This is a genomic window from Streptomyces sp. NRRL F-5122, from assembly GCF_001507435.1.
GTDB classification, from domain to species: Bacteria; Actinomycetota; Actinomycetes; order Streptomycetales; family Streptomycetaceae; genus Streptomyces; species Streptomyces lannensis.
Genome location: NZ_LMWH01000259.1, coordinates 15,484 through 40,511 on the forward strand (window position 1 = coordinate 15,484; position 25,028 = coordinate 40,511).

The window sequence follows — 25,028 nt, forward strand, 5'->3', positions numbered from 1 at the left end:
TCGGCCAGGACCGGCTCCTCGGGGATGCGCCCCACCGACGGCGGATGCGTCGTCACACGTCATTTCGCGGGAGCAGTCAACGACAGTGCGGCGGTTACGGAGCTCAGCGCGCCCCGAGCACTGCACTGCGGCGTGGCGGTGATATGGGTCAGCGGCAGGTCGCCGACTGTCCGGCGCGGCTTTTCGCCGCCCGGTTGTGTCCGCCGGGCGGCGACGGGTCGGCCGACGCCTCACATCTGTTGTCGGCCGCCGGAGCGGTCCACGGATCACGCTCCCCGGAATGCGGCCGGAAGGTCACGGACGATACGCACCCGACGTGGGCCGGAGAGACGAGCGCGGAATTCGGCCCCTACCGCGTGGTGACAACGCGATCGCCGGGTACGACGGTGAATTCCCGTCGTGGGCATCGAGCCGGGCCCCGCGATCACTCCTCGGGAGGTCCCGGCCCTGCCGCCACGCCGAGGGGGCCCGGTGGGCACAGCTCATGCGCTGACGGCCTCGGTCTGGATGTCGTGACGGACATGGCCCATCAACTCGCCCAGGTCGCCGACGTCGGGGTCGAGCTCCTCGGCCCGCGGTGCCGCCTTCTGGAGCCATGCCGCCGTGGCCAGGGCCAGCTCGACGGCCTCCTTCCGCCGGCCGTCGCCGAGCAGCTCCTCGATCTTGAAGGAGATCCCCGCCAGGGTCTCGTCGTCCGTCTCCGGCACCAGGCTGTCCCTGAGACCGGCCGGATAGGGCGTCCGCTGCCGGGACTCCCGGAGCGCGGTGACGACCGCGGTGTTCTCGCTGTACTGGTCGAGGAGGCCCATGAGGACGTACAGCCGCGCCACGAGCCGCGGCAGACCCGGGTGCCGGTCCAGCCAGACCATCAGCTGCGTCTGGCCACCGAGGTGCTCGATCAGCTCCGACATCGCCGAGGCGAGTGTGTTGGGCAGGACCCAGTGGAACGGCACCAGCCGCGCCACCTGGTCGGCGAGTTCCGACTCCTCCTGCCGGTCGGTCGAACCGGCGATGAAGTCGCTGACCAGCACACGGTCCAGCCCGAAGCCCGGAGGCGCGGTCCTGTCGGTCGAGGAGTGGGACGAGTCGTGACGCAGGCGCAGGAGCTCGTCGGCGATCCTGCTCAGCAGTTTCTCGTGCATGAGTCCTCCTGGCGCGCCGTACGTTCCTCGTCGTTCCCGGTGGGTGTTCGCTCCCGGCGGCATGCCGTGGGGGCGCGCGATCGACGGATGAATTGTCCCGAAACCTCCCTCAATACTGTGCCCCACCGACGCCCGGGCTGCGCGTCCGCCGGTCCGGGCGGGCTACGCACGGCCGGGCCCGGTGGGCGGTCGCCCGGCCGGTGAGCGTTCGCTCACGGACCGTCCCGACGGCCGTGTCCGGCGTCGCCACGCCGTCGGCTCCTGCATGCGGCCCGGCAGCGGTCACCCGGAACCCGGCCGCGGGACGGGGCAGCACGTTCCCCGTCCGCGGTGCGTGCCACGCCTGCGCCACGCGGTCGACGTCGCCGTGGAGTTCCTCCCGACCGGTGAGCGGCGGACCCTCCGGGCCGACGTGCTGGTCCTGGCGACCGGATACCGGCCGCGCGACCTCTCCACCCTGCTCGGCGAGTCGGCCGAGCTCTGTCCGCGGGACGACGGGGACGCGCTGCGGGTCGGCCGCGACCACCGGGTGGAGACGGTGCCGGAGGTGACCGCCGGCACCTATCTCCAGGGCGGGACGGAGCACACCCACGGCCTGACCAGCACCCTGTTGTCGACCACCTCGGTCAGGGCCGAGGAGATCCATCGGTCCCTGCTGAAGGGGCGGACGCGGGCCTGAACCTCGCCCGGGCGGGACGTCCGCCGGCCTACGCGGTCACGGCGCGAGGAGCAGGCTGTCGCCGCGCTCCTTGGCGGCCGCGTAGCGCCTGGCCACGTCCTGCCAGTCGACGACCTGCCACATGGCCTCGATGAAGTCCACCTTCTGGTTCCGGTACTGCAGATAGAAGGCGTGCTCCCAGGCGTCGAAGACCAGGACAGGGGTGGAGCCCTGGCCGACGTTGCCCTGGTGGTCGTAGACCTGCTCGACGATCAGGCGTCCGCTCAGCGGTTCGTATGCCAGCACACCCCAGCCCGAGCCCTGGGTGGTCGCGGCGGCCTTGGACAGGTGCGCCTTGAAGGCCGCGAACGAGCCGAAGGACTCGGCGACGGCGTCCGCGAGCTCGCCCACCCCGTCCTTCTCCAGGGGCTCCCCGCCGCCGTCACCGGACATGTTGCGCCAGTAGATCGAGTGCAGGATGTGGCCCGAGAGATGGAACGCCAGGTTCTTCTCCAGGGCGTTGATCGAGCCCCACGCCTCCTTCTCCCGGGCTTCCGCGAGCTGCTCCAGCGTGTCGTTGGCACCCTTCACGTACGCCGCGTGGTGCTTGTCGTGGTGCAGCTCGACGATCTCCGGGCTGATGACCGGGGCGAGAGCCGCATAGTCGTACGGAAGTTCCGGGAGTGTGTACAGCCCCATGTCCAACGCCCTCCGACCTTATTGCCAATCATGCGCAACTGCATGCCAGCAGCAAGATCCTCGCGTCGGGCCGCAGCCGGCCCTATTCGGCACCTTCCTCGGCCGGGGCGGGTCCGGCCAGGCCCGCGGTCCACTTCTCCTCGATACGGCCGACCTTCCACACCAGCAGGGCGACGGCCCAGGTGGCGAAGAACAGCCCGACGATGACGTAGCCGATGATGTTCAGGTCCAGGCCCGAGACCCAGTCCCAGAAGGCACCGTGCAGACCCGCCTTGTCGGCGATCAGACCGAGCAGTTCGACGGTGCCGATGATCAGTGCGACCGCGACGGACAGTCCGGTGATGGTGAGGTTGTAGTAGACCTTGCGAACCGGCTTGGAGAACGCCCAGCCGTAGGCGAAGTTCATGAACGACCCGTCGATCGTGTCGAGGAGCGCCATGCCCGCCGCGAACAGGACCGGGAGGCACAGGATCGCGTACCAGGGCAGCCCGGACGCGGCGCCGGACCCGGCGAGCACGAGGAGCGCGATCTCGGTCGCCGTGTCGAAGCCGAGGCCGAAGAGCAGGCCCAGAGGGTACATCTGCCAGGGCCTGGTGATGGACTTCATCAGCCGGCCCAGCAGACGGTTCATGAAGCCGCGGCTGTTGAGCTGCTCCTCCAGCGCGGCCTCGTCGAAGTGGCCGGACCGCATCTGCCGGAAGACCTTCCAGATCCCGGCCAGGACGAGCAGGTTGATGATCGCGATGACGTACAGGAAGGTCCCGGAGACGGTCGTACCGATCCAGCCGGTGACACCGTGCAGTTCGGAGCCGTCGTTCTCGACCGGCCCGGCCAGCGCCTTCACACCCATGGACAGCAGGAAGGCCAGCGCGAAGACGACGCTGGAGTGCCCGAGGGAGAACCAGAAGCCGACCGACAGCGGGCGCTGCCCCTCGCCCATCAGCTTGCGGGTCGTGTTGTCGATCGCGGCGATGTGGTCGGCGTCGAACGCGTGCCGCATGCCGAGCGTGTAGGCGGTGACGCCTATGCCCGCACCGAAGGTCTTGGTGCCCAGACTGTAGTGCCCGGGGGTGACGATCGCCACCAGCGTGAACCAGCCGATGACGTGCAACGCCACGATGAAGGCGGCCATCCCGCCCAGACGTACCCACTCCCTGCGGGTCATCGATGTGCGTACGCGATGCCACAGGACGCCCCGCCCGGCGGCCGGGCGGGCGGGAGCGGAACCAGGAGCGGTGGTCATGGGGGCGCGGGCCTCACTTCTCGGTGATCGACTGTCTTCAGTCGCGCCCCTCCAGGTTTCTGCGAATAGATTGCAACAACAACATGAGAGCAGCAAAACTCGCGCCAGGCTTCGGTCAACAGCCTCCCAAAGGAACCGCGCCCGGATCGCCCCGCGCTTCGCCACCCCGCGGACCCGGGCGGCGAAGCGCGGGGCGAGGGGGTCACGAGGTCGAGTAGGCCTCCACCTCACTGAACTGCCCGGCGGGCCAGCCGCTGTTGGCAGTGACGGTCAGCCTCAGGTAGCGCAGATCGGTGCCGGCGGGCAGGGTGACCGTGGCCGTGTTGCCGGTCGCCGGATCGAAGCGGTAGCCCTGTGGGCCCGCCACCGTCGAGTAGCTCGAGCCATCGGTGCTGCCGAGCACCGCGACAGTCTGGGTGCGCGCGCCCCACGCCGAGGACGGCGGCAGTTTCAGCACCAGTCGGCGCACGGCCTCGGCCGAGCCGAGGTCCACCGTCCAGGACTGCGGGAAGGCGTTGTTGGTGGACTCCCAGTAGCTGTTGGCGTCCCCGTCCACCGCCTTGCCGGGGGTGTAGACGTCCTGCGATCCGGTCGCGGTGGCCGGGCGGCCCTTGGCCAGGTTGCGGTTCGGGTCCTGGGGCGGATTGCCCTGACCGGGCTGGGGCCAGGTCGAGCAGTCGGACCATGTGCTGTTCCAGCCGGAGTTGCCGCCCCCGTCGGTGAGCGCGAAGCTGCCGGAGCCGGACGGGTAGGGGCAGTTGTAGATCCCGGCGGAACCCACACCGGAGGCGGTCACATTACGGAAGACGGCCGCGCCCTGGGCTTCGGCCTGGACGACCACCGTGCCGGTGTTGCGCACGGTCGCGCCGTCCACGGTGACGTTCCTGACCGGGTAGCCCTGCCCGCCGCCCGATACGAACTCGAAGGCGCTGTAGGGGCTGTCGGTGATCGTCGTGTTGGTGATGGCGACCGTGGCGTTGATGGCGCTGTCGTAGGAGTCGACGCGCAGGGCGCTCATGGGGTGGTTCCAGTTGGGGTTCATGGCGCCGGTGCGGACGAGGGTGTTGCCGTCGACCGTGATCGTGCCCGCCAGCGGGTTGAAGGGGTCGAGGAACTTCTGGTTGGAGATCGCGATACCGCTGCCGAGGGCGTTGGTGTCGGAGATCAGGTTGTTCCTCACGGCGATGTCGCTGCCGCCGTAGATCGCGATGCCGTTGGCGAGGTTCGGCTGGGAGATGGTGTTGTTCTCGAAGCTGCTGTTGGTGTCCGGCGCGTACAGCGACCACATGGCGAGCGAGTCGTCGCCCTGATTGCGCAGGAAGTTGTTGCGGACACGGACGCCCTTGGCGCTGCCGTTGAGGTTCAGGCCGTCGGCCGTGGTGTCCAGGATGCGGTTGTTCTCGACGACGAGATTGTCGTTGTTGCCGGTCAGCCAGAGGCCCACCTTCAGATGCTGGATCCACATGCCGGAGACCGACGAGTTCGGTCCGAGCGAGCCGTTGACGAAATTGTCGGGGCTGGAGTCGACACGCTCGGTGACCTCGCCGATGACCGCGAAGTCCTTGATGTGGACTCCCCCTGACGAGCCGGACTGGTCGATGAAGCGGGAGGTGTGCACGACGGAGTACCAGCTGCCGGCACCCTGGAGTGTCACGTTCTGCACGCCGCCCAGCGACGAGGTCAGCCGGTAGTCGCCCGGCGGGATCCAGACCACTCCCCCCTGGGCTGCGGCGATGGCGTCCCGGAAGGCCTGGGTGGAGTCGCCCTGCCCGCTGGGGTCGGCACCCTTGGAGGTGACGGAGACCGATCCGGCCGGCTGGGAGGCGGCGGGGGCGACCTGTTCGAAGTCGGCGACGTCGACCGTGACCTGCGTGCCCGTCGACTCGAAGGCGATCCTGTCACCCGCCTGGACGTTCTGCCCGAGCAACAGCCGCGCGTTGTCGTAGAAGTGGTGAGTCCTCGAGCCGGGGATCCACCCGGTGTCGACGTAGGAGTACTTGGAGGTGACCGCGAGGGTCTTGGACAGCCTCGTTCCGTTGACGTAGACGTTCAGCGTGCCGGACTGACCGTCGGGGACGCTGTAGGCGACGTTCACCGCGTTGGCCGCCCGCGGAACGGTGAACTCGACCCGCTGCCCGGCACCGAGCCGCACGGCCTGGCGCCCGGACGCCTCGGAGGCGAGGGCGCCCTGGGTGTAGTCCGGGCCGATCCTGGTACCGGTGGTCGTCGCCGACTCCGCCTCGACGGAGGTGAAGGGCAGGGTGGCGCCCGCGGCCGCGTGGGCCGCCGGAGCGAGGGAGACGAGCATGCCCGCGGCGAGGGCGACGGCCGCCCCCATTGCTGGCATGCGCCTGACATGTCTACCGGTGCTGCTGTGCATGTGCTGATCCCTTCATGGTGGGGGTACGGGGATAGCAGGGTGTGGTGCGGCACAGCGGCTCAGGCGCGCAGCCAGGCCGCCGTGTCCTTGGGCAGCCGGCCCTGGTCGTCCAGCGGACCGCTGGCGATGAGGACGCGGCTGTGCGGGGGGAGGTCGGCGGGCGTGGCGGCGAGGTTCACCACACAGCTCACACCGTCGGCCCGGGTGAAGGCGAGAACGCCCTCGGGGGCGGGCACCCAGGTCAGCGGGCCGTCCCCGAACACGGGGCGCAGCCGGATCGCCTCCCGGTAGAGGGCGAGCATCGAGCCGGGGTCCCGGTCCTGGAGGTCGGCGGCGTATGTCGCCCAGTCGGCCGGCTGCGGCAGCCACGGCTCGTCCCGGGAGCCGAAACCGGCGTACGGCGCCTCGGCGGCCCAGGGCAGCGGGACCCGGCAGCCGTCACGGCCGGGATCGGCGCCGCCCGAACGGAAGTACATCGGGTCCTGGATGCGGTCCACGGGTATGTCGGCCTCGGGCAGCCCCAGTTCCTCGCCCTGGTAGACGTAGACCGCGCCGGGCAGGGCCAGCGACAGCAGTGCGGCGGCCCGCGCCCGGCGGGTACCGAGGGCGAGGTCGGTGGGGGTGCCGAAGGCCTTGGTGGAGAAGTCGAAGCCGGTGTCCGTCCGTCCGTAGCGGGTGACCGTGCGGGTCACGTCGTGGTTGCACAGCACCCAGGTGGCCGGGGCGCCCACCGGGGCGTGCTCCGCGAGAGTCGTGTCGATCGACGTGCGCAGGCGCGCCGCGTCCCAGGGGCAGGACAGGAAGGAGAAGTTGAAGGCCGTGTGCAGTTCGTCGGGGCGGAGGTAGCGGGCGAAACGCTCGGCGTCCGGCAGCCACACCTCGCCCACGAAGATTCCGTCGTGGTCGTCGGCCACGGCCCGCCAGGAGCGGTAGATGTCGTGGAGTTCGTCGCGGTCCACGAGAGGGTTGGGGTCCCGGCCCTCGACGAAGTCCGGCAGTGCGGGGTCCTTGGCGAGCAGGGCCGCCGAGTCGATGCGTACGCCCGCGACGCCGCGCTCGAACCAGAAGCGCAGGATGTCCTCGTGCTCCTGACGGACGGCCGGGTGGGCCCAGTTGAGGTCTGGCTGCTCCGGCGTGAACAGGTGCAGATACCAGTCGCCGTCGGGCAGCCGGGTCCAGACCGGCTCCGTTGAGCCGGCGAACTGGGACGGCCAGTCGTTGGGCGGCAGTTCGCCGTCCGCGCCGCGTCCGCGCCGGAAGTGGAAGAGTTCACGCTCCGGGCTGCCGGGTCCCGCGGCGAGGGCCGCCTGGAACCACGCGTGCTGGTCGGACACGTGGTTGGGCACGATGTCCACGATGGTGCGCAGGCCCAGCTCCCGCGCTTCGGCGATCAGTTTCTCGGCCTCGGCGAGCGTGCCGAAGGCGGGGTCGATGGCGCGGTAGTCGGCGACGTCGTAGCCGCCGTCCTTCATCGGTGACAGGTACCAGGGGTTGAACCACAGCGCGTCCACGCCGAGTTCGGCGAGGTACGGCAGCCTGGCGCGGACGCCCGCGAGGTCTCCGGTGCCGTCCCCGTCGCCGTCCGCGAAGCTGCGTACGTACACCTGGTAGATGACGGCGGAGCGCCACCAGTCCATGTCTTTCCGGGCAGGGGTGGGCTGTCCCACTGTGCTTGCCTTTCTGTCTCGGCGAGGAGGGCGATGTCAGCCCTTCGTGCTGCCCGCGCTGATTCCGGCGATGATGTGCCGCTGGAAGACGAGGAACAGCGCGACCATGGGAATGCTGGCGATCACCATCGCGGCCACGAGCACGGTCAGCTGGATGTTCTGTGACAGCTGGACCAGGGCCACGCTGATCGGCTGCTTGTCGGTGTCGGAGAAGACCATCAGGGGCCACAGGAAGTCCTGCCACACCGCGACCAGCGCGAAAATCGAGACCACGCCGAGGACGGGTCGCGACATGGGCAGCACGATCGACCACAGGGTGCGCAGCGGGCCGGCGCCGTCGATCTCCGCGGCCTCCAGGACGTCCCGCGGGATCTGGTCGAAGAAGCGTTTGAGCAGGTAGAGGTTGAAGGCGTTGGCGACCGCGGGCAGCCAGATCGCGAGGGGGTCGTTCAGCAGGCTGGTGTGGAGCAGCGGCAGGTCCGCCACCGTCAGGTACTTGGGCACCACCAGCGCCTGGACCGGGACCATCAGGGTGGCGAGGATGCCGCCGAGGATCACCTTGCCGAAGGCGGGCCGCAGTTTGGACAGCGCATACGCGGCGGCCGTGCAGAACACCAGCTGGAAAAGCCAGGCGCCGGCGGCCTGGACGACCGTGTTCCACAGGTGCTGCGGCAGCTGCATGAGGTCCCAGGCGTCGGTGTAGCCGCCCAGGTTCCAGTGCCGTGGGACCAGTGTGGGCGGGGTCTCGGCCACCTCGTCGGGCGACTTCATCGCGCTGGTCGCCATCCAGTACACGGGGAACAGGAAGGCGAGCGTGAACAGCGCGACGACGCCGGTGAACACGGTCCAGTACGCCGCCCTGCCGCGCGGGCGGGCCAGGGCGGCCGGCGACACCAGGGTCCGGGTGCTCATGCGTCCTCCTCTCCGGAGCGGGTCAGCCGCAGGTAGAGGGCGGAGAAGAGGCCGAGCAGCACCAGCAGCATGACGCTCAGCGCACAGGCGCCGCCGAAGTCGTTGTAGAGAAAGGCGTACTTGTAGATCAGATAGAGCACGGTGACCGTGGCGTTCTCCGGGCCGCCGCCGGTGATCACGAACGGCTCGGTGAAGACCTGCATCGTCGCGATGATCTGCAGCAGCATCAGCATGAGGATGACGAACCGGGTCTGCGGGATCGTCACGTGCCGGATGCGCTGGAGGAGGTTCGCGCCGTCCAGTTCCGCGGCCTCGTACAGCTCGCCGGGGATGGACTGGAGGGCGGCCAGGTAGATCAGGACGGTGCCGCCCATGTTGGCCCAGGTCGCCACGAGCACCAGCGATACCAGAGCGGTGTCGGCTCCGTTGGTCCAGTTCGAGGTGGGCAGGTGCAGGAAGCGGAGCGCCTCGTTGGCGAGGCCGGCTCCCGGATCGTAGAACCACTTCCACAGCAGGGCGCTGACCACCGGCGGGATCATCACCGGCAGGTAGACCACGACCCGGAAGAACGCCTTGGCGTGGCGCAGTTCGTTCAGGACGAGGGCCAGGACGAAGGGGACCGCGAAACCGATCAGCAGGGCCAGCAGCGTGAAGGTGAGGGTGTTGCGCCAGGCGGCGCCGAACTCCGGATCGTGCAGCACTCGGGAGAAGTTCGCGGTGCCGACCCACTCGGGCGGGGAGCCCGGCGTGAACTTCTGGAAGGCGATCACGACCGCGCGGATCGCCGGGTACCAGGAGAACAGGGCGAAGCAGGTCAGCCCGCCGAGGAGGAAGCCGTACGCGCGGGCCTGGTCCGCGAGGCGGCGCCGCCTCCGGCCCCCTACCGGAGGCGGCGCCGGTACCGGGTGTACGGGGACCGCCGAGGCCGTCCTCCGTGCAGCCGTCTTGGTCATCGCCGTCAGCCCCGGGCCAGGATGCCGTCGATCTTGCCGGAGGCGTCCTTGAGGAGCTGGTCGATGTCGGCGTCCTTCTTGGTGAGGACGGCGGAGACGGCACCGTCGAGGACGGAGTAGATCTGCTGGGCGTTCGGCGGCTCGATCTTCATCTGGAGCGCCTGGTTGCCGTCGAGGAAGGACTGGTAGTTCTCGACCGGCACGTTGGCGTTGGCCTTCTTGACCTCCTGGTCCTTGGCGTCGGCGGCGCCGGTGAACAGCCGGGGCTCCGGGAGACCGACCGGGGCGTTGTTCTGCTTGGCGCGCGCGTAGTCGCCGAGGAAGCCCTTGCCGGGGGTGAGGAACATGTGGTCGAGCCACTTCAGTCCGGCCCGGATCTGTTCCGGGGTGGCCTTCTTGTTGAACATGTAGCCGTCGCCGCCGATCAGCGTGCCCTTTCCGCCGGGCATGGGGCCGATGGCGAGATCCTGGTAGTTGCCGCCCTTCTCCTTGACCAGGATCGGGATGTTGTCGGGGGCGGAGAGGTACATGCCGAGCTTCCCCGAACCCATCAGCTGCTGCACGTCGTTGAGGACGAGGAGCTGCTTGCTGCCCATGGAGTTGTCGGTCCAGCGCATGTCGTGCAGGTTCTGCAGCACGGCGTGGCCCTCGGGGGTGTCGACGGTGGCGTTCTTGCCGTCGGCGCTGACGACGTCCCCGCCCTGCGAGTACAGCTCGGCCGTGAAGTGCCAGCCGCCCTGGTTCTGTGCGCTGTAGTCGGCGTAGCCCACGGTCCCGTTGCCGAGCGCGGCTATCTTCTTGGCGTCGGCGCGGACCTCCTCCCAGGTGGCCGGGGGCTTCTCGGGGTCGAGGCCGGCCTGCTCGAAGAGCTTCTTGTTGTAGATCAGCCCCATCGAGTAGCCGGTGCGCGGGACGCCGTAGATCTTGCCGTCGACGGTGTAGATGTCCCGCAGCTGCTGCTGCAGGGTGTCGTAGCTCTTCAACTCCTTGACGTACGAGGTGATGTCGGCCGCCTGCCCGGTGTCGACGACGTGCTTGACGTCCGTGAAGTACGTGTAGAACACGTCCTCCATCTGGCCGCCCGCGAGCTTGGCGTCGAAGGTCTTGGGGTCCTCACAGGGGAATGCGTCATGGGCGACGACGTCGATGTCCGTGTTCTTCTTCTCGAAGGACGCGATGTCGTCCTCGAAGAACTTGCGGTCCACCTTGGCGCTCTTGGGCGGCTCGCAGTTGACCGTGATACGCGTCTTGCCGCTCGCCGAGTCGCCGTCTGATCCGCATGCGGACGCGGCGAGGGCGAGCGAACAGACGCTGAGCGCGGCGAGGGTACGGCGGATCCCGGTGCTTCTCATCGGTGGACCCCTTCGGGCAGGAGCGGTGGGCGCCGCACACTCAAGCACCGACAGCAGCAAGTCGCAAGATGTCGCGCAGAATCTGAAATTATTTGACAGTACACCGGATCTCAGTAACGAGGTGCTTGCGCAGTCGACCCCCTGACCACCAGCTCGGGCTCGAACAGCAGCTCGTCCGCCGGGACGGAACTGCCCCCGATCTGTACGTTCAGCAACTCGACGGCGGCCTTCCCCATCGACTCGATCGGCTGCCGGACGGTGGTGAGAGGCGGTTCCGTGCAGTTCATCAGTGCCGAGTCGTCGTAGCCCACGACCGAGATCTGCGACGGGACGTCGAGGCCCCGGCGGCGGGCGGCCCGCACCACGCCCAGCGCCAACGGGTCGCTGGCGCAGATGAAGCCGGTGACCCCTCGGTCGATGAGCTTGGCCGCCGCAGCGTGTCCGCCCTCGATGGAGAAGATGGTCCGGGCGACGAACTCGTCGGGCAGCTCCCCGGCGATCGCCCGCGCCGCCGCGAGTTTACGGGCCGACGGGACGTGGTCCCCGGGCCCGAGCACCAGCCCGATCCGCTCGTGCCCCAGCGAGGCGAGGTGACGCCAGGCCTGCTCCACGGCCACCGCGTCGTCGCAGGAGACGCCGGGGAAACCCAGGTGCTCGATCGCCGCGTTGACCAGCACCACCGGGATGTTGCGGTCGGCGAGCAGCCGGTAGTGGTCGTGCGGCGCGTCGGCCTGCGCGTACAGACCGCCGGCGAAGACCACTCCGGAGACCTGTTGTTGCAGCAGCAACGCCACATAGTCCGCCTCGGAGACACCGCCCTTGGTCTGGGTGCACAGCACGGGAGTCAGCCCGAGTTGCGCGAGCGCGCCCCCGATGACCTCGGCGAACGCCGGGAAGATGGGGTTCTGCAGCTCCGGGAGGACGAGCCCGACGAGCCGGGACCGCTCCCCGCGCAACTGCGTGGGCCGTTCGTAGCCCAGTACATCGAGGGCGGAGAGCACCGACTGCCGGGTGGCCTCGGAGACACCGGGTTTGCCGTTGAGCACCCGGCTGACCGTGGCCTCACTGACCCCGACCTTCTTCGCCACTTCAGCAAGTCGTCGCGTCATGCGCGCAAGAATAGCGCAAGGAATGCAAGCCTTTTGCGTTCGGGAGACAATCGCCGTCTCGATCCGACTGCGGGCATCCCCGGCCCCGGGCCGCGAGCGGCGGCGGGAGGGACCGCGGCGTGCAACGCGCCGCATGCCGCCCCAGGGTCCCTCGTCCGGATCATGCCGGCGTCGCGAGCCGGCCGAGAGGCGCAGTCCCTCTCAGCCGACCCGATCCCGACGAAAGGCCCTAGATCCGGCTCTCCGTCGCCGTGTCCGCCGACAGGCGCTGGGCGATGTAGATCGGGATCACCGACAGCAGCACGAGCACCGCCGCCACCACGTTCACGACCGGGGCCTGTTGCGGCCTGGTCATGTTGTTGAAGATCCAGATCGGGAGGGTCTCGATGCCGGGTCCGGCCGTGAACGTCGTCACCACGATCTCGTCGAAGGACAGCGCGAAGGCCAGCAGCGCACCCGCGAACAGTGCCGAGCGCACCAGCGGGAAGGTGACGTCGACGAAGGCGCGGAACGAGTCGGCGCCCAGGTCCATCGCCGCCTCCTCGTACGTGCCGGAGGTACGGCGCAGCCGCGCGACCACGTTGTTGAACACGACGACGATGCAGAACGTCGCATGTCCGACGATCACGGTGAACAGCCCGAGGCCGACGCCGAGCGGCTCCAGCACCGTGCCGAAGGCCGAGTTGAGCGCGATGCCGGTGACGATGCCGGGCAGTGCGATCGGCAGCACGACGACGAAGGAGAGCGCGTCGCGCCCGAAGAAGCGGTGCCTGGCCACCGCGAACGCGATCAGCGTGCCGAGCACCAGCGCGATCGCCGTGGCCCCGAGGCCCGCCTTCACCGAGACCCACAGCGCGTTGCGGGCCCCGGCGTTCTCCCAGGCCACCGACCACCAGTGGGCGGTCCAGCCGGGTGGCGGCCAACTCGCGCTGCGGTCGGGGTTGAAGGAGTTGACCAGGACGAGCGCGAGCGGAACGTAGATGACCGCGAAGCCCATTCCGGCGGCGATGCGCAGCGCGATACGCGCGGGGCGGGACAGTTGCATGACGAGGGACCTCTTCTAGAGGCTGCTGAGCGCGCCGGTGCGGCGCATCGCCAGCAGGTACAGCACGATGACCACCACCGGAACCGTGCCCAGGGCAGCGGCCATGGGCAGGTTGAGCTCGATGTTGGAGTACACGAGGTTGCCGATCAGCTGGGTCTTGCCGCCGACGATCTGGACCGTGATGTAGTCGCCGAGACTGAGGGAGAAGGTGAAGACCGAGCCGGCGGCGACCGAGGGCAGCACCATCGGCAGCACGACCGAGCGGAAGGTGCGACCGGGCCGCGCCCCCAGATCGGCCGACGCGTCCATCAGGCCCGCGGGCAGCTGCTCGAGCGCCGTGTGGATCGGCAGGATCATGTACGGCAGCCAGAGGTAGGTGAGCGTCATGACCGTGGCCGGGAGTCCGAAGCCCGGACCGTCGAGGCCCAGCGGCTTCAGCATCCAGTCGGCGAGCCCGCCCTCGGACAGGATCAGCCGCCACGCGTACACCTTCACCAGGTAACTCGCCCACAGCGGCGTGAGGATGGCGACCACCAGCCAGGGCCGCCACCTGGGCCGGGCGACCCGCGCGGTGTAGAAGGCCACCGGGAAGGCGATCACCGCGCACAGGACGGTGACGGCCAGGGCCACGCCGACGCTGCGCAGGATGACCTGGCGGAAGACGGGCGTGGTGAACAACTCGTGGAAGTTGTCCGTCGACCAGACCTTCACCACCTCGGAGGTGAAGGAGTTCGTCGTCCAGAACGCCGAGATGAACAGGATGGCCAGCGAGCCGAGATACAGCACGGCCAGCCACAGCAGCGGGGCGGTCAGCAGCAGGGACAGCCGCAGCCGCGGGCGGCGGTGCAGCAGCCCGGCGAGCCGCCGGACGGGGGACCGTCCGGCGGCAGGCAGGGTGGCGGTCATCGTGGTGCCTCAGCCCTTGATCTCGGTCCAGGCCTGGACCCACTTGGCGTACGGGACGCACTTGACGTCCGTACGGCCGTCAAGGCACTGCTCGATCGGCGTGTTCCAGAAGGCGACGTTCTTCCAGTAGGCCGTGTCGGCGGCGTGGAAGGTGGTGCAGAAGCTCTTGTCGCTGGTCTCGTCGCACGCCTTGGCGTTGGACGGGGCCTCACCGAAGTACTCGGCGACCTGGGCGTTGACCTTCGGCGAGATGATCCAGTCCATCCACTTGTAGCCGCAGTTGGGGTGCTTGGCCTTGGCGGAGAGCATCCAGGTGTCGGACCAGCCGGTCGCCCCCTCCTTGGGCACGAACGCCTTCACCTTGGCGCCCTCGCCCTGCGTGAGGTTGGCGATGACCTGCCAGGTGGTGCCGATCACGGAGTCGCCGCTCTTGAAGGCGGAGATCTCCTTGAGGTAGTCGCTCCAGTACTCGCCCACGTTCGCGTTCTGCTTCTTCAGCAGATCGACCGCCGCGTCGAACTGCTTCTGGTCCAGCGCGTACGGGTCCTTGATCTTCAACTCGGGCTTGGTCGCCTTCAGATACAGCGCCGCGTCCGCGATGTAGATCGGCGAGTCGTACGCGGTGACGTGGCCCTTGTACTTCGCCGCGTCGTCGAAGACGGCGGACCAGGAGGTCGGCGCGGGCTTGACCTTGTCGGTGTTGTACATGAGCAGGTTGGCACCACGGCCGTGCGGGATGCCGTACGCCTTGCCGCCCACGGAGTTCCAGGCCTGCAGCTTCAGGTCGCCGAAGACGTCCTTGTAGTTCGGTACGAGGTCGGTGTTCACCGGCGCCGCGTCACCGGAGGCGATCAGCCGGAGGGAGGCGTCGCCCGAGGCGGAGACGGCGTCGTACTCGCCGGTCTTCATCAGCTTGACCATCTCGTCCGAGCTGGCGGCGACCTTGGAGTGGACCTGACATCCGGTTTGCTTCTCGAAGTCGCTGACCCAGTCGACCTTGGGGTCGTTGGAGCCGTCCTCGACATAGCCGGCCCAGGCGATCAGGTTGACCTGCCCCTCGGTCTTGCCGAGCTTGGACGGCGCCTTCAGGTCCGGCGGGTTGAGGCCCGTGGACGAGGAGGAGCCGCCCGAGTCGGACGAGCCGCAGGCGGTGGCCGCGATCAGCACCGCGGCGGCGGTCACGGCCTTGAGGGTGGGAGTGAGACGCACGACGTTCTCCATACGTGACGGTGAGGGTGGCGTGGAGCGGGTCAGCGGTCGGCGGGGACCTGCACGGCGTGGCGGCGGTGCCACTGGAGGCGCACCCGAGCGCCCCGGTAGGCCGCGACGTCCTCGGAGGAGGTCTCCAGGTTCTGCTGGAGCGCGGTGAGGCGGCCGCCCGCGTCGAGGTCGACGAGGAAACGGGTGACGTCTCCCACGTAGACCACTTCGGCGACGGTGCCGGTGGCGGTGGAGTGCTCCGGCTCGTCCGCGATGGCGGACTCCTTGAGGACCCGGATCTTCTCGGGCCTGATGCTGTATGTGCCGGCCGTGCCGGTGACCTGTTCGGCCGCCTCGCCCCGGAGCAGGTTCGAGGTGCCCACGAAGGAGGCGACGAACGCGGTCGCGGGGCGCTCGTAGATCTCGGCGGGCGTGCCGACCTGCTCGATACGGCCCTGGTTGAAGACGGCGATGCGGTCGCTCATCGTCAGGGCCTCATCCTGGTCGTGGGTGACGAACACGAAGGTGATCCCGACCTCGCGCTGAAGCGCCTTGAGTTCGACCTGCATCTGCTCGCGCAGCTTCAGGTCGAGCGCGCCGAGCGGCTCGTCGAGCAGCAGCAGACGGGGGCGGCCGACGAGGGCTCGGGCGAGTGCGACCCGCTGCCGCTGGCCGCCGGAGAGCTGACCGGGCCGCCGCTTGCCGAACCCTTCGAGACGCACGTCGGCGAGTGCCTCACGGGCCCGCTGGAGCCGCTCCGCCTTGGGCACCTTGCGCACCTTCAGGCCGTACGCGACGTTCTGCTCCACGGTCATGTGCGGGAAGAGCGCGTAGTCCTGGAAGACGGTGTGCACATCGCGCTCGAACGGCGCGAGTCCGGTGACCTCCTGGCCCGCGAGTCGGATGGTCCCGGAGGTGGGGCTCTCGAAGCCCGCGATCATGCGCAGGACGGTGGTCTTGCCGGAGCCAGACGGACCGAGCATCGAGAAGAACTCGCCGTCGGATATCTCCAGATCCACCCCGGCCACGGCGGTGGTGTCGCCGAACTCCTTGCGGAGTCCGTGCAGCCGGATCGCGCTTCCCTCCATGGACGGGAACCTTTCTGGTGCACTCTTACGTTGAGTGTAAAGATATGAAGTCATAGTTCAAAGCTCAAGCCCCTCTTAAGGTAAAGGTTGAGTCAACGCACAAGGTGGTGACCGTGAAGCACAACAGAGGCGACGGAGCCCGGAGAGCCGTGTTCACTCCGGTGGACACCAGGGCGCGCGTCGAGACGGTCGTCCGCCGGCTCGGCGACGCCATCGAGCTCGGCCTGCTCGCCGACGGGGAACAACTGCCCGGCGAGAGCGAGCTGGCGGGACAGCTCGGCGTGTCCACCGTGACCCTGCGGGAGGCGCTCATGGCGCTGCGGCAGCAGGGGCTGGTCACCACCCGGCGCGGACGCGGCGGCGGCAGCTTCGTCTCGCTGCCCGCCGACCCCTCCGAGGAACGGATCAGGGCGCGGCTGGCGGGCTGGGGCACGGAGGAGCTGCGGGACCTGGGGGACCACTGGGCGGCCGTGTCCGGCGCTGCCGCCCGGCTTGCGGCCCAGCGCACCGAGCCGGACGACCTCCAGCAACTGCGCCGGACCCTGGAGGAGTTCGCGAGGGCCGAGGACGCCGCGGCACGCAGCCGGGTCTACGGCCGGTTCCATGTGGAGCTGGCCGCCGCCGCGCAGTCGGCCCGGCTCACCCGGGAGCAGGTGGCGCTCCAGACGGAGGTCGGTTCTCTGCTGTGCCTCGTCCTCGGCGACGACGCCTATCGCGAAGAGGTGGCGGACCGTCACCGCTCCGTAATCTCCGCCGTGCAGGATGGGGCCCACGATTCGGCCAGGGAGCTGGCCGAGCGGTGCGTCCAGGAATCGACGGCACGGCTCATCGCGCTGCGCCTCACCCTGTAACGCGCCGGCTTCCGGTCCATGTGCGCGGGAGGGCGCCGATGCGCAGGAGCCCCGGTACGGTCGCCCCGCCGGAGACGGACGTGACGGCACTGACGGCTTCCGCCCTGGAGACGGTCTTCGACGCCGTCGTGCAGACCGGCGCCGACGCCGCGGCACTGCTCGCGCGGGTGGCCGGACAGGGACGGCGGCCCGCGACCGTGGATCTGGCGGGACTGCGCCCCGGACTCCATGCCCGCCTCGCCCGGCAGGAGTTGGTGTCCGGCGTGGGGTTCGTGGCCGCACCGGGTCTGCTGAGCGATGTGCCGGCGTGGCTGGAGTGGTGGCAGACCGGATCGAACGGCGGCGTGACACCGCTGCTGCTCGACCTGGACCCGGCTCGCTCGGCGTACTCCGACTACACGCACTGGGACTGGTTCGCGCTGCCCCGGGACACCGGGCGGCGTGCGGTGGCGGGACCGTACGTGGACTACCTCTGCTCGGACGAGTACAGCCTCACCCTGTCGGCGCCCGTGCGCCTGGCGGGACGGTTCGCGGGGGTGGCCGCCGCCGACGTGTACCTGCGGCACTTCGAGGCGGCCGTGCTGCCGTTGCTGCGCCGCCTGCCGGAGCCCGCCCATCTGGTCAACGCCCGTGGCCGGGTGGCCGCGTCGACCGACACCGCACATCTGGCCGGTTCGCTCACCAAGGGCCCCGACTTCGCCGCCGTACTGGAGCGGGGTCGCCCCGGCAGCTGGCGGGACCTGCGGCTGATCCCGTGCGACGGTGTTCCGCTCGTGCTCGTGGTGGGCCGCTGAGCAGGGACCGTGCCCCGGGACGGGAACGAGCCCCGGCGCCGTCGGCGACCTGAACGCCGACGGTGCCGGGGCCCCGCGAAGGTGCGGCGCACGGTCCGCATGCCCCGGTGAACGGGCCCGGGAAGTCAGCCCCGCGAGGAGTGCACCACGCTGAGATGGCTCCCGGTGCGCCCGGCACGGCGCGGCCCGGGGGCGGAGGGCACGGGACGGCGCGCCTCGCGCAGCACCAGGGTCAACCGTGAGTACCCCATGTCCTGAAGGGTCTTCGGGGTCTCCCCCACCACCCGGCAGTCCCTGCCCCACCGCGGGTCGGGGTGCAGCAGCGGACGCACCGCCCCGTCGTGCTCCACCGCCTCCGGCCCGACCGCGCGGATCCAGTGCGGCAGTCCCTGCCGGTAGGCGGCCTCCATGATCGGGTCCTGGGCGATGTCACGGCGGATGGACTGGAGTTGGTGGTCGTGGCCGTGCCGCTCCACCGCTGCGGCGAAATGCGCCAGCATCGGCAGGCACCAACTCGACTCGTGCTCACCGAGGACCGTGCCCGCGTCCGGGTGGAACAGCACGAAACGCAGGAAGTTGTCGCCCGGCATGGCCGTCGGATGGGGCGCCACCGAGCGGAAGAGCACCTCGAACGCGGTATTGGCGAGAACGACGTCCCAGCGGTGGTCGAAGACGACCGACGGGAAGGGGACGGCTTCCAGGAGCGTGGCGTAGTCCTGCAGATACGCCCGTGCTCGTGGACTGTCGGGGACGGGCCGCGGCTGCGACCGCTGCCCTCCTGCCTGATACGCCATCGGGAGGTCACCCCTCTTGCCCTTGCGCCCTTCACGCGGCGCCCCGATCCTGGTGCCCCGAGTCCATCCGTGTCAACTATCGTGGCATTTGGCTCCTGTTGACGGCCGAATCTCGCCACAGTTGTGGCGAGACCTGGATGTGAGTTCGAGAAAACGGCTAACCTCCGGATGGTTCCGGACCACCAAGACGACGATGTGAGCGAGACGTAGGAGACCTGTCGGTGACGGATGGCTTCGAGGTTCCGGGCGCCACGGCGACGGGTCTGCTGCCGGCCGTCGTCGCCCGTGTCACCGCCCTCGCCGACCGGCTGGGCGTGCCGCACGCGGAGGTCTTCGACGTCCCCCGCCTGTCGGCCGCATCCGGCGTGGCCGAGCCGGTGGTGAAGGCCCTGCTGGGCGGGGTGCCCGCCGGGGAGCCCGATCTCCAGGCGCGGTTCCTCCAGCGGCTGGACCTGTTGCGGCGCACCCGGCTCAAACCCAATGGACGCAAGTACACCCAGCAGGAGATCGCCGACGGAGCGGGGATGTCGCGCCAGCAGGCCGGCGCGCTCATCAACGGCGACCGGCGCCCCACCATGGAGCACTGCGACGCCATTCAGCGTTTCTTCAAGGTGCATGCCGGGTTTCTCTCGGCCGAGGACCCGGAGGCGCTCGTGAACACCCTGCAGCGCTGCGAACAGGAGCTCCTCCAGCAACTCGCGGACCGTGAGCGTGAGGCGGCCGCCGCCACCGAGGACCCTTTGGAGCAGCTGCTCCAGGACCACGGCGTCCGCGGCATCGCCTGGCGGGCGGCCCAGCTGCCCACCGACCAGCACCGGGACAAGGTCGCGGAGTGGCTGGACATGCTCCTGGAGAGCGTCAAGCGGCCCGAGTCCTGATCCGGGGGAGAACTGTGGGCATCGGAAGGGAAATGCGCCGCCTGTGCGGCGAGTTGGTCACGGAGCTGTCGCTCCCGGCCCCGGCGCAGCCGGCCGACCTCTATGCCGCGCTGTGCGACGGCATGAGCAGACGCCGCGGCCGTCCCGTCCAGTTCCGCACCGCGGCCTTCCCGCCGGGCACGGCCAGCGGGCTCTGGCTCGACATGGCCGACCAGGACCTCGTAGTCGTCGAGGAGCGCACCGCCCCAGACCACCAACTGGTGATTCTCGGCCACGAGTTGTGGCACATGAACGCCGGTCACCACGGCCACCACGTCGATGGCGCCGTGGTGGCTGCGCGGCTGCTGAGCGACACCGCGGACCTGCAGGCGACCGTCCTGAAGGTCGCCGCCCGTACGCACTTCGACGTCACCGACGAGAAGGATGCCGAGAGCTTCGGACTGCTGCTGGCCAGCAAGTGCCGCACATGGCTGGCCGGTTCGTCGCTGCGCGGTCCCGTCCAGCGCGACGGCCTCGCGGGGCGGATCGAGGCATCCCTGGGGTATCGCGGACCGCAGGGCTGAGGGACGAAGACAACAAGACCATGGACGGGTCCAGTTACTACATACCGGCCGCCGCGATGGGCGTGGCGCTCACCATCAAGGCGCCCGCGCTCATCCGCTCCTGGCGCGACCCGCTGCTGCGTTCGGTGTGCGCGCTGCTCTCGCTGGCCGGCCTAGTGTTCTTCTTCGCGGCGCCGCCGACGATCGCGAAGGTCAACGACGTCACGGGCATCACCAACGTCTCCGCGCCCTTGGTGTACTGCCTGCTGAGCGCGTTCAGCGCCTCCTGTCTGGTGCTCGTCGTCAACTGGCGTGGCGGCCCTCCCGAGGAGACCCGCCGCACCACACGGCGGATCGTCGCCGGGTACGGCGTCGTGGTGGTCGCCCTGATCACGCTGTTCCTGCTCGGTGACGCGCCGGTGGAGAGGCTGGTCGACTTCGACACGTACTACGCCCGCGCCCCGTACATGCGGGAGATGATCGTGCTCTACCTGGTGGCGCTCACCGTCGCCGGAGTGGCGATGAACTTCATGTGCGGTCGCTGGGCCCTCCAGGTGCGCGGCTGGCTGCGCGCGGGACTGCTGATCATCGTGATCGGCTATCTGTTCAACCTGGCCTATCTGACGACCAAGTTCACTGCCGTCGTCGCCCGCTGGAATGGTCATGACCTGGACTATCTGAGCAGCGACGCGGCACCTGTACTGGCCTCAGCCGGGGCTCAGATCAGCGCGGTGGGATTCTGCCTCCCGCTGGCCTGCCGGCGCGTCGGCGACAGCTGGAACTCGTGGTCGACATACCGCCGGCTCGGACCGCTGTGGCGTGAGCTGCGACCGGTCTCCGCCCACGCGGAACGCGGGGTGAGGATCGCCTGGTGGTCACCTGTCGCGTTGCAGGTCACACAGCGGGAGTCCGACATTCACGACGGCATGCTCGGCCTGTACCCCTACTTCGACACCGGGGTGCGCTCGCGCGCCTACGACGCCGCCGTGGCCGCGGGCTCCGACCCCGCCCAGGCGCAGGCCGAGGCCGACGCGGCGATGGTGGCGGTCGCGGTGCGGGCGAGGGCCGCCGATCCGGACGGCACGGTGATCAGTTCGGCAGGGGCGGGCAACGCCCTCGCCGCATCCCCCGAGGGCCCCCGGGACCTCGTGCGGATGTCGATCGCTCTGCGTCACTCACTCGTCGTCGCGGCCGCCCGGGAGCCGGCCGGGACCAGGCCAGGAAGCGACTTCCATGAGCGAACCCGCTAGCACCACCACGGGTGCGGCACCCCGTAGAGCCGTCGTCGTCGGCGGCGGCATGGCCGGCATGCTGGCCGCCGCGGCACTGAGCTCGTACGCCGACGTCACCGTCGTCGAGCGGGACGTGCTGCCCGAGGGCCCCGAGCCGCGCAGGGGACTGCCGCAGGCGCGGCATGTGCACGTGATCTGGTCCGGGGGAGCCCGTGCCATGGAGGACCTGCTGCCGGGGGTGACCGACGCCTGGCTGGCGGCGGGCGCGCGGCGTGTCCCCCTGCCGACCGGGCTCGTGTCGATGCAGCCGCGAGGCTGGTTCCGGCGCTGGCCGGAGATGCAGTTCATGATCGCGTGCAGCCGTGATCTGCTCGACTGGGTCGTCCGTGAGCGCATCGCCAAGAACGATCGCGTGTCCGTGCTGCAACGGACCGAACTGCTGTCACTCGAAGGCGATGAGTCGCGGGTTACGGGCGTGCGCATGCGGACGGCCGACGGCGAGGAGCACGTACTCGCGGCCGACCTGGTCGTGGACGCGTCCGGGCGCGGTTCCCGGGCCTCGCTCTGGCTGGAGGCGCTCGGCGTACCCGAGGCGCCGCTGGAGGAGGTGGACTCCGGACTCGTCTACTCCAGCCGGATCTTCCGTGCGCCGCCGGGCACGGAGGACTTCCCACTGGTCAACGTCCAGTCGGATGCGACGATTCCGGTGCCCGGCCGGACCACGACCATCGAGCCCATCGAGGGCGGACGGTGGCTGGTGACGCTCTCCGGCACCCGTGGCGGGGAACCGCCGTCCTCTGCGGAGGAGTTCGAGACGTTCGCCCGCGAGAGCGTCCGGCATCCGGTGGTGGGCGAGCTGATCGCCCACGCGGAGCCGCTGTCGGATCCGGCCGTCACCCGCAGCACGGTGAACCGTCGGCGGTTCTACGAGCGGATCAAGGGCTGGCCGGAGGGGTTCCTCGTGCTCGGCGACTCGGTGGCCACGTACAACCCGGTGTACGGACACGGGCTGTCCGTGGCGGCCCAGGGTGCGCTGGCGCTGAGTGAACTGCTGGCCGTGCGTGGGCTGACGGCGCCGGGGCTGGCGCGGCGTGCGCAGCGGGCGGTGGCCCGTCCGGTGGCGACCGCCTGGGAGTTCGCGACCAGCACCGACATCCACTATCCGGATGCGCTCGGCAAGTCCCCGAGCCTCGCGAACCGCCTGCTGGGCGCGTACGTCAATCGGCTGATGCTCACCGCGACCGGGCGCCCTCTGGTGGCCCGCGCGTTCTTCGACGTGATCACCCTGTCCAAACCCGTGGGAGAGCTGCTGCGACCGGCGGTGGCGATCGCCGTGCTCCGCGGCCCGCGCCGTCCGCGGCTGACAGAACCGCCGCTCACCCCGGCCGAGTGGGCCGCGGTCACGGGTGCGGCGAGCAGAGAGCGGGCAGCAGGGTCCTCCGCACCCGACGACGGTGCCCGCACCGCCGACGCGACCGGCCGTCCCTGATCGCATGGCCCCCGCGCGACCGCTCGCCCGAGTCACGTCCTGACGCACAGCCAGGTGGGCGAGCGGGCGCCGGCCCCGGGGTCCGCGGGGTGCCCCGGCACGGAATGCGAGGCGAGGCCGGCGAGCGGTTTCACCCCCGCCGAGCGGGCGAACCCGCCGCTGCGGAAACGGGATTGTCAGTGGCGGACGGCAAGCTGGAGGTGCGCCACCCGGTACGCGCGGCGACCGTCCGCTCGGCCGGGGAGGCGTGAGCCGTGCAGATGCCGCCGCGCGACGACCGTCGCCCGGCCGACCCGGGGAGAGCCGACCGATGCCGACCGCCGTACTGACAGACCGTGAACGCGCCGCCGTGCAGGCCTATCTGCGCCTCCTCCACACCGTACGAGCCGCTTTCGACGGACCGCCGGACCCGCGCCGACCACCTGTGGTCCCGACCGCCGCCCTCGCCGAGGCGGACCGGGCGCTTGCCGCGGCCGGGCTCACGGGCACGGAGGAGGAGTTCTTCCGGCTGCTCGGCGACTGGTGTCCGCCGTGAATCAGGCGCGAGGAACGACGACGGCCGTCGCGGCGAGCCCGTGACTCGTGGTCCAGCGGCCGTCGAAGGCCTCGACGCGGCGGCCGTAGACCACCGGTCCCGGGACCAGCAGTCGCGCCCGGAAGCCGCCGGAGACGTCCGAGGCGTCGCCCGGATCGATCTCTATGTCGGCCTCCAGGAAGTCGAGCCACAACCCCGTCAGCGGGAACCACGCCTTGTAGACGGACTCCTTCGCGCTGAACAGCAGCCGGTCCCAGTGGACGGACGGACGGCTGCGGGCGAGCTCCCTCAGCCGCGTCCGCTCCGCGGGCAGTGTCGTCACGTCCAGCACGCCCTCGGGCAGCCGGTCGTGGGGCTCGGCGTCGATGCCCAACGAGACCAGTTCTCCGGCCCGGGCGAGCGCGGCGGCACAGTAGCCGTCGCAGTGCGTCATGCTGCCGATCAGACCGTCCGGCCAGCGCGGTGCGCCGCGCTCGCCGGGCAGAACGGGCTGGGGCGGCACGCCGAGCTTCTCCATGGCGTGCCGCGCGCAGGCCCGGACGGCCGTGAACTCCCGTCGCCGTTTGTCGACGGCGCGGGCGACGACCGCCTCTTCCTCGGGGTGCAGGACCGCACCTTCGGCGACGGTGTCACCGTCGAAGGCCTCCACCACCACGACCGATCCCGGAAGCAGATCCTCGAACACCCTCTCGAACCTCCATCGGCAGAATGCGACGCAGTCTCCCGGGCGGCTCCGGGCGTGGGCCCCATTCACGCGGATAGCCGACCGACACCTCTTCGAAACGGACGCCCTCGTGGTGGGTGGTCCGCGGGATGTGGAGATGGCCGTACACCATGCAGGCGACCCGGAAGCGCTGATGCCAGTCGGAGGTGAGATCGGTGCCGCACCACATGGCGAACTCGGGATAGCGCAGGATGTCCGTGGGGTGCCGGTCCAGCGGGTAGTGGTTCACCAGCACCGTGGAGAGGTCGCCGGGGATCTCCTCGAGCCTGCGCTCGGTCTCGGCGACCCGGGCTCTGCACCACGCCTCGCGGCTCGGGTAGGGGTCGGGGTGCAGCAGGAACTCGTCGGTGCACACGATCCCGGTGCCGTGCGCGTACTCGAGTCCCTGCTCCTTGGTCGTGCAGCCCTGCGGCAGGAACGAGTAGTCGTAGAGCAGGAAGAGCGGTGCGACGGCCACCGGGCCGCCCGGCCCTTCCCAGACCGGGTAGGGGTCTTCGGGGGTGACCACGCCCAGTTCCCGGCAGACGGCCACGAGATGGTCGTACCGCTCCACTCCGCGCAGGGTCAGGGAGTCGTTCTTGTGGGTCCACAGTTCGTGGTTGCCCGGCGCCCAGATCACCTTGCGGAAGCGGCCGGCGAGCAGTTCGAGGGCCCAGCGGACATCGGCGACGGTCTCGGCCACATCACCGGCCACCAGCAGCCAGTCCTCACCTGAGGTGGGGTGCATGCGCTCGACGAGGGCCCGGTTCTCGGGATACCCGATGTGCAGATCACTGATGGCGAGCAGCTGTCCACGGCCGTCCGTCGGCTCCACCCTCGCCCCTTTCGAGCACCG

General features: G+C 69.8%; 23 protein-coding genes and 1 pseudogene. 8 read left to right on the forward strand and 16 right to left on the reverse strand.

Annotated elements, in window-relative coordinates; translation table 11 throughout:
• Positions 1-482 precede the first annotated feature (482 nt).
• A complete protein-coding gene (locus tag ADL25_RS34355; protein WP_059131817.1) occupies positions 483-1,142 on the reverse strand; it encodes a hypothetical protein in 660 nt (219 codons plus the stop codon).
• 355 nt (positions 1,143-1,497) lie between these two features.
• Here ADL25_RS34355 and ADL25_RS34360 point away from each other — a divergent pair.
• Positions 1,498-1,821, forward strand: a pseudogene (locus ADL25_RS34360) (L-lysine 6-monooxygenase); the annotation flags it as partial.
• A 36-nt stretch (positions 1,822-1,857) separates the two neighbouring features.
• Here ADL25_RS34360 and ADL25_RS34365 read toward each other — a convergent pair.
• From ADL25_RS34365 to ADL25_RS34420, 12 genes are all read right to left on the reverse strand, one after another.
• Positions 1,858-2,499: a superoxide dismutase gene (locus ADL25_RS34365; protein WP_059131819.1), complete on the reverse strand. Its 642-nt coding sequence runs from the start codon at positions 2,497-2,499 to the stop codon at positions 1,858-1,860.
• A gap of 82 nt (positions 2,500-2,581) precedes the next feature.
• On the reverse strand, positions 2,582-3,742 hold the full coding sequence (locus tag ADL25_RS34370) for a HoxN/HupN/NixA family nickel/cobalt transporter (protein WP_199839258.1): 1,161 nt from the start codon (positions 3,740-3,742) through the stop codon (positions 2,582-2,584).
• A 202-nt stretch (positions 3,743-3,944) separates the two neighbouring features.
• Positions 3,945-6,122, reverse strand: coding sequence for a discoidin domain-containing protein (locus tag ADL25_RS34375; RefSeq protein WP_059131821.1), 2,178 nt, complete (start codon positions 6,120-6,122; stop codon positions 3,945-3,947).
• A 59-nt stretch (positions 6,123-6,181) separates the two neighbouring features.
• Entirely contained in the window at positions 6,182-7,789 is a 1,608-nt protein-coding gene (locus ADL25_RS34380; protein ID WP_059131822.1) for a glycoside hydrolase family 13 protein, read from the reverse strand.
• Between the two features lie 36 nt (positions 7,790-7,825).
• Positions 7,826-8,701 carry a carbohydrate ABC transporter permease gene (locus tag ADL25_RS34385; RefSeq protein WP_059131823.1) on the reverse strand — a complete coding sequence of 292 codons (876 nt, stop codon included), beginning with the start codon at positions 8,699-8,701 and terminating at the stop codon, positions 7,826-7,828.
• Positions 8,698-9,654 (reverse strand): carbohydrate ABC transporter permease, encoded by a 957-nt coding sequence (locus tag ADL25_RS34390; protein WP_059131824.1) that lies wholly within the window; start codon positions 9,652-9,654, stop codon positions 8,698-8,700. The genes ADL25_RS34385 and ADL25_RS34390 overlap by 4 nt, the downstream gene beginning before the upstream one ends.
• 5 nt (positions 9,655-9,659) lie before the next feature.
• On the reverse strand, positions 9,660-11,006 hold the full coding sequence (locus ADL25_RS34395; RefSeq protein ID WP_059131825.1) for an ABC transporter substrate-binding protein: 1,347 nt from the start codon (positions 11,004-11,006) through the stop codon (positions 9,660-9,662).
• 110 nt (positions 11,007-11,116) lie between these two features.
• Positions 11,117-12,115, reverse strand: coding sequence for a LacI family DNA-binding transcriptional regulator (locus ADL25_RS34400; protein ID WP_181923207.1), 999 nt, complete (start codon positions 12,113-12,115; stop codon positions 11,117-11,119).
• A 229-nt stretch (positions 12,116-12,344) separates the two neighbouring features.
• Positions 12,345-13,160 (reverse strand): ABC transporter permease, encoded by an 816-nt coding sequence (locus ADL25_RS34405; protein ID WP_059131827.1) that lies wholly within the window; start codon positions 13,158-13,160, stop codon positions 12,345-12,347.
• Between the two features lie 15 nt (positions 13,161-13,175).
• The gene (locus tag ADL25_RS34410; RefSeq protein WP_059131828.1) at positions 13,176-14,066 is read right to left on the reverse strand and encodes an ABC transporter permease; all 891 of its coding nucleotides are present in this window, start codon (positions 14,064-14,066) and stop codon (positions 13,176-13,178) included.
• 9 nt (positions 14,067-14,075) lie between these two features.
• Positions 14,076-15,287, reverse strand: coding sequence for an ABC transporter substrate-binding protein (locus tag ADL25_RS34415; protein WP_181923206.1), 1,212 nt, complete (start codon positions 15,285-15,287; stop codon positions 14,076-14,078).
• A gap of 29 nt (positions 15,288-15,316) precedes the next feature.
• Positions 15,317-16,354 carry an ABC transporter ATP-binding protein gene (locus ADL25_RS34420; RefSeq protein ID WP_059131829.1) on the reverse strand — a complete coding sequence of 346 codons (1,038 nt, stop codon included), beginning with the start codon at positions 16,352-16,354 and terminating at the stop codon, positions 15,317-15,319.
• A 113-nt stretch (positions 16,355-16,467) separates the two neighbouring features.
• On the opposite strand from ADL25_RS34420, the gene ADL25_RS34425 reads away from it, so the two are divergent.
• Positions 16,468-17,205, forward strand: a complete 738-nt coding sequence (locus ADL25_RS34425) for a FadR/GntR family transcriptional regulator (RefSeq protein WP_059131857.1) — start codon at positions 16,468-16,470, stop codon at positions 17,203-17,205.
• 38 nt (positions 17,206-17,243) lie between these two features.
• Positions 17,244-17,999 carry a cache domain-containing protein gene (locus tag ADL25_RS34430; protein ID WP_059131830.1) on the forward strand — a complete coding sequence of 252 codons (756 nt, stop codon included), beginning with the start codon at positions 17,244-17,246 and terminating at the stop codon, positions 17,997-17,999.
• A 125-nt stretch (positions 18,000-18,124) separates the two neighbouring features.
• Here the strand turns inward: ADL25_RS34430 and ADL25_RS34435 are convergent, their stop codons facing one another.
• Positions 18,125-18,793, reverse strand: a complete 669-nt coding sequence (locus ADL25_RS34435) for a hypothetical protein (RefSeq protein ID WP_059131831.1) — start codon at positions 18,791-18,793, stop codon at positions 18,125-18,127.
• A 221-nt stretch (positions 18,794-19,014) separates the two neighbouring features.
• On the opposite strand from ADL25_RS34435, the gene ADL25_RS34440 reads away from it, so the two are divergent.
• The 5 genes from ADL25_RS34440 (at position 19,015) to ADL25_RS34460 (ending at position 23,469) form a co-directional block, all read left to right on the forward strand.
• Positions 19,015-19,671 carry a helix-turn-helix domain-containing protein gene (locus tag ADL25_RS34440; protein WP_059131832.1) on the forward strand — a complete coding sequence of 219 codons (657 nt, stop codon included), beginning with the start codon at positions 19,015-19,017 and terminating at the stop codon, positions 19,669-19,671.
• Between the two features lie 32 nt (positions 19,672-19,703).
• Positions 19,704-20,234 (forward strand): hypothetical protein, encoded by a 531-nt coding sequence (locus ADL25_RS34445; RefSeq protein ID WP_059131833.1) that lies wholly within the window; start codon positions 19,704-19,706, stop codon positions 20,232-20,234.
• A gap of 20 nt (positions 20,235-20,254) precedes the next feature.
• Positions 20,255-21,463 carry an MAB_1171c family putative transporter gene (locus ADL25_RS34450; RefSeq protein ID WP_059131834.1) on the forward strand — a complete coding sequence of 403 codons (1,209 nt, stop codon included), beginning with the start codon at positions 20,255-20,257 and terminating at the stop codon, positions 21,461-21,463.
• Positions 21,447-22,934, forward strand: coding sequence for an NAD(P)/FAD-dependent oxidoreductase (locus ADL25_RS34455; RefSeq protein WP_059131835.1), 1,488 nt, complete (start codon positions 21,447-21,449; stop codon positions 22,932-22,934). The genes ADL25_RS34450 and ADL25_RS34455 overlap by 17 nt, the downstream gene beginning before the upstream one ends.
• Before the next feature lie 310 nt (positions 22,935-23,244).
• Positions 23,245-23,469 carry a hypothetical protein gene (locus ADL25_RS34460; RefSeq protein WP_059131836.1) on the forward strand — a complete coding sequence of 75 codons (225 nt, stop codon included), beginning with the start codon at positions 23,245-23,247 and terminating at the stop codon, positions 23,467-23,469.
• A gap of 1 nt (position 23,470) precedes the next feature.
• Here the strand turns inward: ADL25_RS34460 and ADL25_RS34465 are convergent, their stop codons facing one another.
• Positions 23,471-24,154, reverse strand: coding sequence for a 4'-phosphopantetheinyl transferase family protein (locus ADL25_RS34465; RefSeq protein WP_059131837.1), 684 nt, complete (start codon positions 24,152-24,154; stop codon positions 23,471-23,473).
• The gene (locus ADL25_RS34470; RefSeq protein ID WP_059131838.1) at positions 24,099-25,007 is read right to left on the reverse strand and encodes a metallophosphoesterase family protein; all 909 of its coding nucleotides are present in this window, start codon (positions 25,005-25,007) and stop codon (positions 24,099-24,101) included. Before ADL25_RS34470 ends, ADL25_RS34465 begins: the two co-directional genes overlap by 56 nt.
• Positions 25,008-25,028: the final 21 nt, after the last annotated feature.

What these genes read in the sequence shown, in the direction of transcription:
- ADL25_RS34355 (WP_059131817.1), bottom strand. Translation starts at nt 1,142, where the DNA reads ATGCACGAGAAACTGCTGAGCAGGATCGCCGACGAGCTCCTGCGCCTG.
- ADL25_RS34365 (WP_059131819.1), bottom strand. Translation starts at nt 2,499, where the DNA reads ATGGGGCTGTACACACTCCCGGAACTTCCGTACGACTATGCGGCTCTC.
- ADL25_RS34370 (WP_199839258.1), bottom strand. Translation starts at nt 3,742, where the DNA reads ATGACCACCGCTCCTGGTTCCGCTCCCGCCCGCCCGGCCGCCGGGCGG.
- ADL25_RS34375 (WP_059131821.1), bottom strand. Translation starts at nt 6,122, where the DNA reads ATGCACAGCAGCACCGGTAGACATGTCAGGCGCATGCCAGCAATGGGG.
- ADL25_RS34385 (WP_059131823.1), bottom strand. Translation starts at nt 8,701, where the DNA reads ATGAGCACCCGGACCCTGGTGTCGCCGGCCGCCCTGGCCCGCCCGCGC.
- ADL25_RS34390 (WP_059131824.1), bottom strand. Translation starts at nt 9,654, where the DNA reads ATGACCAAGACGGCTGCACGGAGGACGGCCTCGGCGGTCCCCGTACAC.
- ADL25_RS34395 (WP_059131825.1), bottom strand. Translation starts at nt 11,006, where the DNA reads ATGAGAAGCACCGGGATCCGCCGTACCCTCGCCGCGCTCAGCGTCTGT.
- ADL25_RS34400 (WP_181923207.1), bottom strand. Translation starts at nt 12,115, where the DNA reads ATGACGCGACGACTTGCTGAAGTGGCGAAGAAGGTCGGGGTCAGTGAG.
- ADL25_RS34405 (WP_059131827.1), bottom strand. Translation starts at nt 13,160, where the DNA reads ATGCAACTGTCCCGCCCCGCGCGTATCGCGCTGCGCATCGCCGCCGGA.
- ADL25_RS34410 (WP_059131828.1), bottom strand. Translation starts at nt 14,066, where the DNA reads ATGACCGCCACCCTGCCTGCCGCCGGACGGTCCCCCGTCCGGCGGCTC.
- ADL25_RS34415 (WP_181923206.1), bottom strand. Translation starts at nt 15,287, where the DNA reads ATGGAGAACGTCGTGCGTCTCACTCCCACCCTCAAGGCCGTGACCGCC.
- ADL25_RS34420 (WP_059131829.1), bottom strand. Translation starts at nt 16,354, where the DNA reads ATGGAGGGAAGCGCGATCCGGCTGCACGGACTCCGCAAGGAGTTCGGC.
- ADL25_RS34430 (WP_059131830.1), top strand. Translation starts at nt 17,244, where the DNA reads ATGCGCAGGAGCCCCGGTACGGTCGCCCCGCCGGAGACGGACGTGACG.
- ADL25_RS34435 (WP_059131831.1), bottom strand. Translation starts at nt 18,793, where the DNA reads ATGGCGTATCAGGCAGGAGGGCAGCGGTCGCAGCCGCGGCCCGTCCCC.
- ADL25_RS34445 (WP_059131833.1), top strand. Translation starts at nt 19,704, where the DNA reads ATGCGCCGCCTGTGCGGCGAGTTGGTCACGGAGCTGTCGCTCCCGGCC.
- ADL25_RS34450 (WP_059131834.1), top strand. Translation starts at nt 20,255, where the DNA reads ATGGACGGGTCCAGTTACTACATACCGGCCGCCGCGATGGGCGTGGCG.
- ADL25_RS34455 (WP_059131835.1), top strand. Translation starts at nt 21,447, where the DNA reads ATGAGCGAACCCGCTAGCACCACCACGGGTGCGGCACCCCGTAGAGCC.
- ADL25_RS34460 (WP_059131836.1), top strand. Translation starts at nt 23,245, where the DNA reads ATGCCGACCGCCGTACTGACAGACCGTGAACGCGCCGCCGTGCAGGCC.